Here is a 12,157-nt window from a genome sequence, read left to right as displayed (position 1 = left end):
GGGAATCAGAGTCCGTGAAGGTTCCCTTCACGGACGGCCGGGTCCCGCTACGCTGATCTTCGTTGCCTACCAACGGGAGGAAAGCGCGTGGCGCAGTGGAATGACCTGGTCGCCTTCATCAGGCAGACCTACCGGGTGATCCGGGACGACCCGGGCGAAATCCGGATCCGGGTCCTGTTCGGCGACGACGCGGAGACGACGGGGCGGGCGCAGGTCGTGGTGATCGCCCGGGAGATTTTCGACCAGCGCGAGGACTGGGTGCAGATCGCGACCCCGTTCGCCCGGGTGGACGAGGTCGATCTGCTCACCGTGCTGAGCGAGGTAGGCCAGACACTGGTGGTCGGCGGGCTCGTGGTGATGGGCGAGCACCTCGTGCTGCGGCATTCGCTGCCGCTGCTGAACCTCGACCTCAACGAGTTCACCGATCCGCTCGAACTCGTCGCCGGTTCGGCCGAACTGCTGGAGCAGCAGTTCACCGGGCGTGACGACTACTGAGCCGCCGCAGCCACGAAAAAGCGGGGCCCTGATCCGATCAGGGCCCCGCTTTCCGTTAGGTCAGTACGGCTGCGTAGCCGGCGGCCGCAGACCGTCCATCCTGGACTGAACACTCGGCTCGACCGCCGGGCAATGCTTGCCCCGGCCTGGATTCGTGCCGTCGATCAGGAACGAGTCCGCGGCGTCGATGACGCACTGGCTCTTCTTGAAGTACGCGCCGTGGCCCCAACCCTCGTAGGTGAGCAGCGGCGCACCGGACTGCTGCGACGCGCGCACCGCCCAGCTGTACGGCGTGGCCGGGTCGTAACGGCTGTTCAGCATCAACATCGGCACGCCCCGCTGGACCGACAGCGGGTGCTGCGGATTGCGCACCGGGGCGGGCCAGCCCGCGCAGCCGGCCGCGGCGCTCCAGCCCAGCGGCGAGAAGTGCAGGTCGGGCGACACGTCGGTGAGCGCGCGGCGGTAGCTGTCGAGCTGCGGGTACGACGTGATCGGCAGCCGCCAGTCCGAGCAGAAGATGCTGTTGAACGGGTTCGGGATGGGGAGGTCGTCCTTGGCGAAGGCCGAGCCGATCGGCTTCCCGTCGCGCAGGCTGACCAGGTTCTGCGCGAGCTTGCCCCAGGTGGGGCCGTAGAAGTTCTGCGCGAAGATGCCGACCAGCGCCATCGGGTCGAGTTTGTCGTCCGGAGTGCCGAGTTCGCCGCGTTCGGCGCGGGCGTACAGGTCCGCGGTCACCGCGCTGACGTCCTGGCCGTGCAGCGCGCACGACGTCGTCCGAGCGCACCAGTCGCTGAACTGCTCGAACAACTCTTGCGTGGCCTGGGTTTCCGTCTTGAGGAACTCCCAGGTGCTGCGGATGGAGTGGTCCATGTTGCTGTCGAGCACGAGCGCGCGCACCCGGTCCGGGTACGCCTCGGCGTACTGCTGGCCCATCAGCGTGCCGTAGGAAACGCCGTAGTAGGTGAGTTTTTTGTCGCCGAGCGCGGCGCGGATGGCGTCCATGTCGCGCACGACGCCGCGCGTGTCTGAGTGGGTGGCGAGCGGTCCGGTGATGCGCTCGCAGCTGCGGCCGAGCCCGCGGTTGTACGCGAGCAGCTGCTGGAACTCGGCGGAATCCTTCGGCTGCACCGGGTTTTTCGCGGTGATCTCGTCGAGGCCGCACTTGATCGCGGTGCTTTCCCCGACCCCGCGCGGATCGAACCCGACCGTGTCGAATCGCGCGGCGACCTTCGGCGACAGAGTCCAGCCGCTCTGCACCTCGCCCGCCCCCGCGCCGCCCGGCCCGCCGGGATCCATCAGCACCGAACCGATCCGGTGCGCGGGATCGGTGGCCTTGCGCCGCGCGAGCGCGAGCTGAATCGTGCCGTCGCCGGGATGGTCCCAGTCGAGCGGCACGGTGAGTTTGCCGCATTCGGCTCCCTGCCCGGTAGGACAGGGTTTCCAGTCGATCGCCGCGGGCGCGGCGCTTGCCGGTGCCGCCGTGAACAACGCCGTCGCCGCGCTGACCGCGGTGGTGGCGACGGCCAGTTTCCTGCCCAGACCCAATGCCCTGCCCCTTCGGCGTGAACTGGAGACGTCAGAGCCCTCGATCTTGCCAGAAGGTGACGGGTGCCACTAGGGCGGGTTTAGTGTCCTATGTGGACGGTCCGGGTGGTGGCCAGATGCACTGAGAAGGCAAGCGGAATCAGCCCATCGGGTCTGGTCAGAGCGGGAGCTTCGGCGTAGAAGGCGGTTTTCAGCGCGTGGCAAGCCGATTCGCTCAGCGGAAAGAGGTTGTAGACGGCCGAGACGAAATCCCATACCTGATCGAGCGAACCGCTGAAATCGATCTCCTCGGTGCGCCACCGAACGGGAGCGAACCCGGCGGGGACGAGGATTTCGTCCAGTCCGGCTTGATTCCGGGTGCGCTTGTCGCCGAGCGGGGGCAAGCGCTGCTCAGGCGGTACGCCGGCGAGGATTTCCCGCAACAGCTTGCCGAAAAGTGCGCGCGCCTCGCCTCCGTCCGCCCCGCCGCTGAGGACGAGCGAGAGTTGCCCGCCCGGCCGGAGCACCTGCGCCAGCTCCGCTGCTGCCTGATCGATGTCAGTCATCAGCATGAACGCCATGTGCGACACGCAGGAATCGAACGCGTGGTCCGCGAACGGCAGTTGCTGCGCCCGTCCCTCCGCCACTGTCGCCGAACGCTGCCGGGCAAGAGCCAGATCCGGGCTCGACACGTCGACCCCGATCGCCTGGTGTCCGGCCGCGGCAAGCAGGTCGAGCAGGAATCCGTCGCCGCAAGCCACATCGAGCACGCGCCCGGGACCGGCGATCTCGTCGCGAAGAAGCTCGTAACTCGACCGTCCGTCGGCGCTCCGCCCGTCGCCGAACGCGCGCGAGGTAACCGCCGGATGGCTTGCGTGGAAGGCTCGAAAGAAGGTTTCTCGCGCGGACCCGGTCACTCTCCCAACTTACGCACCGACGCGGAATCCCGCCCTCTCTTTGTAGAATCGCCGGATGGCGGACGTGGTGCCCGATCGGCGCGAGGCCGAGGTCTGGTGTTCCTACCAGCGCGTGCAGCGGGCGCTCGGCAGTGCGCTCGACCGGCAGCTGGAGCGCGACGCCGGGATCTCCGGAGCCGACTACGCCCTCCTCGTCCCGCTCGCGAACGAACCGGACGGCGTGCTGCGGATGCGGGAACTCGGCGCGACCGTCGAATGGGATCGCAGCCGGCTGTCGCATCACGTGAGCCGGATGTGCAAACGCGGGCTGGTCGTGCGGGAGAACTGCACCGAGGACGCGCGCGGGGCGAACGTCCGGCTCACCGACGCCGGGCGGGCGGCCGTCGCGGCGGCGCAGCGCCAGCACGGCGAACTCGTGCGCCGGTATTTCTTCGACCAGGTCAGCGGCCCCGAGCTGGAGCTGCTCGGCCGCGTCTTCTCCCGGATGCTCACCCGGCTCGCACAGGACTGACCGAGATCGTCAGCGCTCCGTGCGGGCGCGGTAAGCGGTGCGCCGCAGTCTTGCCGCATCGCCTACCGACCCAGGGGAGCAGAGATGACCAGCAAGACCGTTCTCGTGTCCGGCGCCAGCGTCGCGGGCCCGTCCGCCGCCTACTGGCTGCACCGTTACGGCTATTCGGTGACCGTCGTGGAGGCCGCGCCGCAGCTGCGGCCGGGCGGGCAGGCCGTCGACTTCCGCGGCGAGCAGATGAAGCTCGTCGAAGCGATGGGCCTGCTCGACGACCTGCGGGAGCACGAGACCGCGGTGCGCGAGCAGGTGCAGCTCGACCCGTCCGGACAGCCCGCCTTCACCCTGCCGAGCGGGTTCACCAACGGCGAGCTGGAAGTCCTCCGCGGCGACCTCGCCCGCATCCTCTACGACCACACCAAGGGCTACACCGAGTACGTCTTCGGCGACCGGGTCACCTCGCTCACCGAGACCGCCTACGGCGTCGACGTCACCTTCCGCCACGGTGCCCCGCGCCGGTTCGACCTGGTCGTCGGCGCGGACGGCATCCACTCCGGCGTGCGGACGGCCGCGTTCGGTCCGGAGGCGAAGTTCCGCACGGACCTCGGCTACCACGTCGCCGGCTTCACCGCGCCCAACCACCTCCGCCTCGACCACGAGGGCCTGCTCTACAACGAACCCGGCCTCGGCGCGATCGTCACCAGCCACCGCGACCCGGCGGTCGTCACCGTCGGCCTCGCCTTCCGCGGCGACCCGGACGGTTACGGCCGCCCCGACCTGGCCCGGCAGAAGGACATCGTCACCGAGGTCTTCGCCGGAGCCGGATGGGAACTCCCGCAGCTGCTGACCGCCGTCGCCGACGCGCCTGACCTGTACTTCGACACCGTCGGCCAGATCAAGCTCGACAGCTGGTCCCGCGGCCGGGTCGTGCTGCTCGGCGACGCCGCCTGGTGCGCCGGTCCGGGCGGGTCCGGCACCGGACTCGCGATGATGGGCGCGCAGATCCTGGCCGGGGAACTCGCCGCGGCCGGCGGCGACCACGTGACCGCGTTCGCCCGCTACGAGCAGCGGCTGCGCAAGCCCGCCCGCATCGGGCAGCGCAACGGAGCCGGTTCGGCGGACTTCCTGGTCCCGGCGACCGAGGAGAAGCTGCACAAGCGCAACAAGATGTACCGCAAGCTGACCGGTCCGATCGGCCGCCGCGTCTTCGAGTACATGGGCAGCCGCGCGGCGAACGCGGTCAAATTCCGCGAATATCCGCAGCCTCGCGCGCACGCCTTGCCTTGACGCTGACGGCAAGGTTTAGCGTCGAAGACATGCGGATCGGCGAACTGGCCCAGCGGACCGGGACCACCACGCGGGCTCTGCGCTTCTACGAGGCGCAGGGCCTGCTCCCGGCGGCGCGCGCGGCGAACGGCTATCGCGAGTACGACGAGGACCACCTGCGGCTGGTCACCGAAATCCAGACCCTGCGCACGGTCGGGTTCAGCCTCGACGACACCCGTCCGTTCGTCGACTGTCTCCGCACCGGCCACGACGCGGGCGACGCGTGCCCCGCGTCGGTCGACGTGTACCGGCGAAAGCTGGAAGAGGTCGAGGCCTGCATGCGCGACCTCGCCGCAGTTCGCTCCGCCTTGCTCGACAAGCTCGCCGCCGCCACCGTGCGCCCGGCCGACCCGTGCAGTGCCGACCCCGAGGAGTCCTGATGACGACCGACGCCACCTTCACCGCCGACGTCCTGGAGCACAGCCAGCCCGTCCTGGTCGACTTCACCGCGGACTGGTGCCCGCCGTGCCGGATGATCGCGCCGGTGCTCGCCGAGATCTCCGCGGAACGGCCGGGCCTCACCGTGCGCGAGATCAATACCGACGAAAACCCCGAAACCATGCGCGCCTACCAGGTGATGGCCCTGCCCACGCTGATGCTGTTCCGCGACGGGGCTCCGGTGGCGTCGTTCGTCGGCGCCCGGCCGAAGGCGAAATTGCTCGCCGAGCTGGACAATCTGCTGGGCTGAACCGGTGGCCTTTCCCGTTTGCCCGGTGGGCGAGTGACGGAGCAGGTACAAAGAGTGCACGACTTTCGGGAAGGCCGTGCCATGACCGCTTTCGTGCGCTCTTACCTGTTCCTGCGCCGCGCCATCGGAGTGCTCGGGATCCTGCTGCCGATCGTCGTGATCGTCGGCAAGGAGCTGCTGGAAGGCGGCGGTCTGCTCGGCTCGCTGAGCGGCTATTACTACAGCGATCTCCGGAACGTCTTCGTCGGCACCTTGTGCGCGATCGGCGTGTTCCTGATCGCCTACCGCGGTTACGGCCGCGTCGACGACATCGCGGCGAACGTCGCGGCGATCGCCGGCATCGGCGTCGCGCTGTTCCCGACCCAGCCGGCCTCGCCGACCCCCACCCAGCACGCGATCGGCGTCGCACACCTCGTGTTCGCCGCGATCTTCTTCCTCACCCTCGCGTTCTTCTGTCTCTTCCTGTTCACCAAGGACGACGGCGCGCCGACCAAGCGCAAACGTTCGCGCAACGCCGTCTACCGGACGTGCGGCATCGTGATGCTCGCGTGCCTGGTGCTGATCGTCGTCAACGGCCTGTTCTTCAGCGCCGCCACCGCGGCCTTGCATCCGACGCTCTGGCTGGAGTCGCTCGCGGTGTTCGCGTTCGGTTTCGCGTGGCTGACGAAGGGCCAGACGCTGCTGAGCGACCAGCCGCAGCCTCAGGCGAGCTTGGCGTAAGCCTCCGAAACCTGGGTGAGCCAGGCGACTTCGGCGGCGAACGTCTTCGCGTCGTGGTCGTCGAACGCGCCGTTGTCCTGGTTTTCCGCCGGAGTGACTCCGGACGTCTTCGCCTCCAGCGCCTGGCGGATCTTGCGCGCCTCGGCGATCGCCTGGTCGCCGTCCGGGGTGTCGGCGCGGTCCATGTACGGCCGCAGCGCACGCCAGCCGTCGCGGATCTCGATCACCCGGCGATGCAGCCGGTAGTGCAGGTCGGACCAGCGCCGATCCGTGTCGCCCTCGGTCGGCGGCTCGAGCGCGATGCCCGGCGAGGATTCGTACAGCGAATGCCACAGCGGGTAGAGCGCGCGATAAGAACGGTAATTTCGCTGCCACCGCGCGACCGACGACACGTGCTCGCCCCACGACGGCATGGTCAGCCCGAACGACACGATCACGATGCCCAGCGCGCTGAACACCGACGGCGCGATCGCCCACGTGCCGAGGTGCCAGCCGAGCGCCGGGCTCACGATGTTCACCGCGCGCGTGGCGCAGTAGAGGAACAGCACCACCGCGCCGACCGCGAGCGTCCGCAATGTCCGGCGCAGCCACACCCTCGACGTGCTCCGCGCGTACGGCAGGCACTGCAGGTAGATCGTCACGCACGGCACTGCCTGCGAAATGATGAACAGCAGCAGATAGGTGAGGATCACCGGGTCGCTGCTGCCCACCGCGAAGGCGGTGCCCGGGGTGCCCGGTTTGTTGCCGATGAAGAACAGCACGGTCAGCACTACGAACAGCACCGCGCCGGAACCGATCCACGCCTGGATCGGCGTGCGGATTTCCGCCGGGGGATTCGCCCACAGCATCAGCAGGAGCTGCGCGCTGATGCAGTACGCGACCGCGGCCAGGTGCAAGATCAAGATAGCCAGATTAGGTATCCCGAACAGCGAGCCGATGCTGAGCGAGATCGCGCCGAGGGTGAAGGTGACGCACTGCAGGATCAGCGTCGTCATCAGCACGATGTAGGCCGGGTCGCGCCACGAGCGGCGCATCGAGAAAAGCTTGTACAGCAAGGCCGCGTACGAGGAGATCGCCGACAACGAGAACAGAATGATCTTCAGGGTGTTCACTCGCGCCCCCGGAATGCGGTCAGTGCCCGGTGGGCGGAACGGTGTGCGGGGCAGCCTTGGCGGAATTGTCCACGATCGGCGACCATACACCACGGCAACGGGCTGAACTAGGGCCGGAAAACTGGTCCTGGCCTGGGATAATTCCGAGTGGATCCCGGGTGTTCGCGAGCTGCTCGAAAACCGCTGGGGCGACCGCCGGAGTGAACGGCGGGTGACCAGGTCGTGAACGGCCGCAACAGGATGCGCTGCTCGCTAGGGTGTCGCCATGGGTCTTCAGGTGGTGATCGGGCACGGGCCCGCGGGGGCGGCCACCGCCGCTTTGCTGGCCGGACAAGGCGAGCGGGTACGGGTGATCACCCGTTCGCCCGGAGAGAACGAACCGGGGCTGGAGCGCGTCTCGCTCGATGCCGCCGACCAGGCCGCGCTCACCGAAGCGACCAAGGGCGCGACAGCGATCTACAGTTGCGCGAGCCCGCCGTATCATCGGTGGGCGACCGATTGGCCGCCGCTGCGGGACTCGATCTGCGCCGCGGCCGAAACGAACGGCGCGCTGCTGGTGTCGCTGGGGAATTTGTACGGCTACGGTCCGGTCGACGGTCCGCTCACGGAGAATCTGCCGCTCACGGCCACCGGAGCCAAGGGCCGGATCCGGGCTTTGCTGTCCGGACATTTGCGCGCATTGCACGACGAGGGCCGGATCCGCATGGTCGAGGTGCGCGCCTCCGATTTCTTCGGCCCCGGAGTGACCGACGGCGGCCATCTCGCCGCTCGAGTGGTGCCGAACGTGCTGCAGCAGAAGAAAGTGCAGGTACTCGGCGATCCGGACGCGCCGCACAGTTGGAGCTACCTTCCGGATGTCGCGCGCACGCTGGTCGCGGCCGCGCGGGAGGAAAAGGCGTGGGGCAAGGCGTGGCATGCGCCGACTGGTCCGCCGCGGTCCGCTCGGGTGATGGTCGCGCTGTTGTGCGAGGCCGCCGGAGTGCCCCCAGTGGCTGTGCAACGCCTTTCCCCAATGTTACTGAACGCGGGCGCGCTCGTGTCGCCGATCCTGCGCGAGCTGCGAGAGGTCCGCTACCAGTTCGACCTCCCGTTCGTCCTGGATTCCCGCGCGGCACAGGACTTATTCGATATCACTCCGGCTGACGAGAAAGATCAGGCGACCGCGACTGTGGCCTGGTGGCGTGATCGCTTGGCTACCGTGAGTTGAGTTTCTGTGCATTCCTCCGCACCTTGCCCAATGCCCTTGAAAAACCGGGTAAGAACGGGCAATCTCGGTGTCGACTGGGTGGGAATCGGCACGAGGAAGTCATGCCATGGGGTCTGCGAGATCTGGGTGGGAAGAATCCGAAAATAGCCAGGACATCGCCGTTGTCGGAATGGGATGCCGTTTTCCGGGAGCGCGCAACGTCAACGAGTACTGGGATCTGCTGAGCGAGCCCAAACCGCAGTTTCGGCGAGTGCCGGATTCGCGGTGGCGGCGCGAAGCGTTCTACAACGACGATTTCCGGGACAGCACCGCGGTCTACTCCGACCGGATGGCGCTGCTGGAGGACGTCGGGGACTTCGACGCGGGGCACTACAAGATCCCGCCGCGACGGGCCAAATCGCTCGACCCGCAGCACCGGCTGCTGGTCGACCTGACCCGCGAAGCGCTGCAGGACGCGGGATGGGAGGCCGGGGGGTTCGACCGCGACGACACGTCGGTGATCATGTCGCTCAGTGACAGCGGCTACCGCGATCTGAGCACGCTGCATCTGCGGCTGAAACAGCTGATCGGCGGCGAGTTCGGCCGGGCGGGGGATCCGGCGATGGCCGAGGCGGCGTCCGCGGTCAGCGGCCTGCACGCCACCGCGATGGCCGGGCTGCTGCTCAACATGGGGCCGAGTTCGATCAGCAACGTCTTCGACCTGCACGGGGAGAGCTACGTGCTCGATTCGGCCTGCTCCGGCGGGCTGACCGCGGTGGCGAACGCGGTGTTCGCGCTGCGGGCGGGCCGGTGCCGGATCGCCGTCGCCGGCGGCGCGCAGCTGGTCCTGACCCCGGACCTGTTCGTGGGGCTGTGCCGGATCGGCGCGATCTCGCGCACCGGCGAATGCCGTCCGTTCGACCGCCGGGCCGACGGATTCGTGCTCGGCGAGGGGGCGGGCGTCCTGGTGCTGCGCCGGCTCGCGGACGCACGAGCGGCGGGGGACCGGGTGTACGCGGTGATCCGCGGCGTCGGATTGTCCAATGACGGCACGGTGAAGGGCGGCATGATGCCGCAGGAATCCGGCCAGTTGCGGGCGCTGCGGCGGGCCTACGAGGACGCCGGGGTCGATCCGGCGTCGGTCGGTTTCCTGGAGGCGCACGGCACCGCGACCGCGGTCGGCGACGACGTGGAGATCAGCGCGTTGACGGAGCTGCGCCGCGGCGCGGACGAACCGGCGTATCTCGGTGCGGCGAAGTCGGTGGTCGGGCATTCCCTTGGCACCGCGGGGATCGCCGGCCTGATCAAGTCCATTTTGTCCGTCCACAAGGGACAGATTCTGCCGCAGCCGGATTTCGAGCAGGCGGACCATCTGCCGCTGCGGGAAGCCGGGCTGCGGGTGGCCGGGCAGCTCACGCCGTGGGACAGCGCCGGACCGCGCCGGGCCGGAGTGAGCGCGTTCGGTTTCGGCGGCTCGAATGTGCATGTGGTGCTTGAGGAGGCGGCGCGGGAAACTTCGTCCGCCGAGACGCCGCGGCTGTTGCTGCTCACCGCGCGGGACCGGACCGGGCTGGCTCGGCACGCCCGGGAGATGGCTGACACGCTCGGCAGGGAGAATCCGCCGCTGGCCGCCGTCGCGGGCACCCTCGCCCGCCGGACGCTCTTTCCGGAGCGGCTCGCGGTGGCCGCGGACGACGTCGCTGACGCGGTTTCCAAGCTCGTCACCGCGTCGGTCGCGCTCGAATCCGGGCAGAGCGGCGAGCTGCTTCCCGGCGTGTTCGCGGGCATCGTGTCACCGGGGGAGGAATCGGTCGAGGACGGCACCCCGGCTGAGCTGGCTTCGCGTGCGGTGACCGGTGTCGGGCTGCGACCGGTCACGGACGGCCTGCCGCGTTGCACGTTGCCGCCGAGCCCGCTCAGCCCGCGACGGCACTGGGTCGTCGACGACGCGAAGCTCGCCAAGGCGCAGACGTTGGAGCCGCTGGGGGCCACTGCGGTGCCGGTCGAGGAACCGGAGGAGACGACGTCCGCGCGGGATGTGCTGGCGGTCGTGCTCGAAGAAGTCGCGCGGACGACAGCGTTTCCGGTCAACGAGCTGTATGCCGGACAGTTGCTCGTGGACGACCTCGGGTTCGATTCGCTGATGCTCACCGAGCTGGAAGGCCGGCTGCGCAAGCGGTTCCCGGGCTTGCCGTTGGAGGTCGAGCAGTCGGGTGCGCTGACGGTGGGCGCGGTGGCCGGGATGCTCGCTCCCGCAACGGTTTTGGCACCTTCCGCTCCGGTGCCGGCCGCACCGGAACCGGTGTGGGATCTGGCTAGCGCGGCGATCGAGGAGTTCCCGGAGGCGGCGGCGATCGAGGCGCGGCTGAAGGAATTCGACGATCTCGGGGTGCCGAATCCGTACTTCCGCAAGCATCAGGGGCGGATGGATGCCACGACGTCGGTGTCCGGTCGCGAGTATTTGTCCTTCTCCAGCTACAACTATCTCGGGCTGGCCGGGCATCCTGCGGTGACCGCGGCGGTGCATGAGGCTGTCGAGCGGTATGGGACTTCGGTGTCCGGCAGCCGGTTGCTCGCCGGGGACCGGGATCTGTCGCGTGACTTGGAAACGGAGCTCGCCGCGTTTCTCGGGGTCGAGGACAGTCTGGTGCTGGTGAGCGGGCATGCGACGAATGTCGGGGCGATCGGGCATGTGGTGGGGCCGGGCGATCTGATCGTGCATGATTCGCTGGCGCACGACAGCATTCTGCAGGGCTGTGCGCTGTCCGGGGCTACGCGGCAACCGTTTCCGCACAATGACACAGCACGGCTGGAGGACGTGTTGCGTCGGTCTCGGTCGCGGTTCCGGCGGGTGCTGATTGTGGTCGAAGGCGTGTACAGCATGGACGGTGACGTCGCGGATTTGCCTGCGCTGATTGAACTTAAGCGGCGTTATGGGGCGTTGCTGATGGTCGATGAGGCGCACAGTATTGGCACGATGGGGCCTCGGGGGGCCGGGGTCGGGGATCACTTCGCGGTTGATCGTGCCGGGGTTGATCTTTGGATGGGGACGTTGTCGAAGTCGCTGGCCGGGTGCGGGGGGTATCTCGCCGGGTCGGCTCGGGTGGTGCGGTGGCTGCGGTATTCGTTGCCCGGGTTTGTTTACAGCGTGGGGATTACTCCGGCTAACGCTGCGGCTTCCCTTGCGGCGTTGCGGGTTTTGCGGGAGGAGCCGGAGAGGTTGGTGCGGTTGCGGGATAATTCCCGGTTGTTCTTGGAGTTGGCCACGGCGGTCGGGTTGCCTACTGGGGCGGCTGGGGGGACGCCGATCGTGCCTTGTGTGGTTGGGGGGTCGGAGGTGACGTTGAGGTTGGCTTCGGCGTTGTATGAGCGGGGGGTCGTGGTGGATCCGATTCTGTATCCGGCGGTGGAGGAGGAGCAGGCTCGGTTGAGGTTCTTTATTACTAGCGAGCATCGGGAGGATCAGTTGCGGTATGCGGTGGGGGTGGTGGGGGCGGAGTTGGCTGGGTTGCGGGCTGGGTGAGTCCGTGGGGTAGCTCGTCGCCTGGCGGCGACATCGCGCCTCGTTGTTGCGTGGGGCACCCCGAAGCTTGATTGTGACTACGGCGCGGGGGTGCTTGTCAAGGCGGGAAAGATTTGTTTGGTGGTGCAGGCTGTCCGCGTTTTTTCTCTCAGCGCCCG

11 protein-coding genes are annotated in these 12,157 nt (G+C 68.3%); 8 read left to right on the top strand and 3 right to left on the bottom strand.

What is annotated here, in order from left to right:
* The first annotated feature begins 87 nt into the window (after positions 1–87).
* Complete coding sequence (locus ACZ7SW_RS11700) at positions 88–495, top strand: hypothetical protein (protein WP_470230353.1); 408 nt, start codon at positions 88–90, stop codon at positions 493–495.
* Positions 496–555: 60 nt separating this feature from the next.
* Here the strand turns inward: ACZ7SW_RS11700 and ACZ7SW_RS11695 are convergent, their stop codons facing one another.
* A complete protein-coding gene (locus tag ACZ7SW_RS11695; protein ID WP_470230352.1) occupies positions 556–2,040 on the bottom strand; it encodes an alpha/beta hydrolase in 1,485 nt (494 codons plus the stop codon).
* Positions 2,041–2,120: 80 nt separating this feature from the next.
* On the bottom strand, positions 2,121–2,936 hold the full coding sequence (locus ACZ7SW_RS11690) for a class I SAM-dependent methyltransferase (RefSeq protein WP_470230351.1): 816 nt from the start codon (positions 2,934–2,936) through the stop codon (positions 2,121–2,123).
* Positions 2,937–2,991: 55 nt separating this feature from the next.
* Between ACZ7SW_RS11690 and ACZ7SW_RS11685 the strand changes: the two genes are divergently transcribed.
* From ACZ7SW_RS11685 to ACZ7SW_RS11665, 5 genes are all read left to right on the top strand, one after another.
* Complete coding sequence (locus ACZ7SW_RS11685) at positions 2,992–3,447, top strand: MarR family winged helix-turn-helix transcriptional regulator (protein WP_470230350.1); 456 nt, start codon at positions 2,992–2,994, stop codon at positions 3,445–3,447.
* An 84-nt stretch (positions 3,448–3,531) separates the two neighbouring features.
* Positions 3,532–4,731 (top strand): FAD-dependent monooxygenase, encoded by a 1,200-nt coding sequence (locus ACZ7SW_RS11680; RefSeq protein WP_470230349.1) that lies wholly within the window; start codon positions 3,532–3,534, stop codon positions 4,729–4,731.
* A 29-nt stretch (positions 4,732–4,760) separates the two neighbouring features.
* Positions 4,761–5,150 carry a MerR family transcriptional regulator gene (locus tag ACZ7SW_RS11675; protein WP_470230348.1) on the top strand — a complete coding sequence of 130 codons (390 nt, stop codon included), beginning with the start codon at positions 4,761–4,763 and terminating at the stop codon, positions 5,148–5,150.
* Positions 5,150–5,458, top strand: coding sequence for a thioredoxin (gene trxA, locus ACZ7SW_RS11670; RefSeq protein WP_470230347.1), 309 nt, complete (start codon positions 5,150–5,152; stop codon positions 5,456–5,458). Before ACZ7SW_RS11675 ends, trxA begins: the two co-directional genes overlap by 1 nt.
* A gap of 81 nt (positions 5,459–5,539) precedes the next feature.
* On the top strand, positions 5,540–6,178 hold the full coding sequence (locus ACZ7SW_RS11665) for a DUF998 domain-containing protein (protein WP_470230346.1): 639 nt from the start codon (positions 5,540–5,542) through the stop codon (positions 6,176–6,178).
* On the opposite strand, the gene ACZ7SW_RS11660 is transcribed toward ACZ7SW_RS11665, so the two are convergent.
* Complete coding sequence (locus ACZ7SW_RS11660) at positions 6,160–7,290, bottom strand: MAB_1171c family putative transporter (RefSeq protein ID WP_470230345.1); 1,131 nt, start codon at positions 7,288–7,290, stop codon at positions 6,160–6,162. The genes ACZ7SW_RS11665 and ACZ7SW_RS11660 overlap by 19 nt on opposite strands.
* Before the next feature lie 265 nt (positions 7,291–7,555).
* Here ACZ7SW_RS11660 and ACZ7SW_RS11655 point away from each other — a divergent pair, with 265 nt between their 5' ends.
* Both ACZ7SW_RS11655 and ACZ7SW_RS11650 read left to right on the top strand, forming a co-directional pair.
* The gene (locus ACZ7SW_RS11655) at positions 7,556–8,497 is read left to right on the top strand and encodes an NAD-dependent epimerase/dehydratase family protein (protein ID WP_470230344.1); all 942 of its coding nucleotides are present in this window, start codon (positions 7,556–7,558) and stop codon (positions 8,495–8,497) included.
* 106 nt (positions 8,498–8,603) lie between these two features.
* A complete protein-coding gene (locus tag ACZ7SW_RS11650) occupies positions 8,604–11,999 on the top strand; it encodes an aminotransferase class I/II-fold pyridoxal phosphate-dependent enzyme (protein WP_470230343.1) in 3,396 nt (1,131 codons plus the stop codon).
* Positions 12,000–12,157 lie beyond the last annotated feature (158 nt).

The sequence above is a fragment of the Amycolatopsis sp. NPDC114484 genome (assembly GCF_055633755.1).
Note: the sequence above shows the minus strand (reverse complement) of the source record. Positions and strands in the feature narration are given on the sequence as shown.

Coding starts and splice junctions, on each gene's coding strand:
- ACZ7SW_RS11685 (WP_470230350.1), top strand. CDS start 2,992: ATGGCGGACGTGGTGCCCGATCGGCGCGAGGCCGAGGTCTGGTGTTCC.
- ACZ7SW_RS11680 (WP_470230349.1), top strand. CDS start 3,532: ATGACCAGCAAGACCGTTCTCGTGTCCGGCGCCAGCGTCGCGGGCCCG.
- ACZ7SW_RS11675 (WP_470230348.1), top strand. CDS start 4,761: ATGCGGATCGGCGAACTGGCCCAGCGGACCGGGACCACCACGCGGGCT.
- trxA (WP_470230347.1), top strand. CDS start 5,150: ATGACGACCGACGCCACCTTCACCGCCGACGTCCTGGAGCACAGCCAG.
- ACZ7SW_RS11665 (WP_470230346.1), top strand. CDS start 5,540: ATGACCGCTTTCGTGCGCTCTTACCTGTTCCTGCGCCGCGCCATCGGA.
- ACZ7SW_RS11655 (WP_470230344.1), top strand. CDS start 7,556: ATGGGTCTTCAGGTGGTGATCGGGCACGGGCCCGCGGGGGCGGCCACC.
- ACZ7SW_RS11650 (WP_470230343.1), top strand. CDS start 8,604: ATGGGGTCTGCGAGATCTGGGTGGGAAGAATCCGAAAATAGCCAGGAC.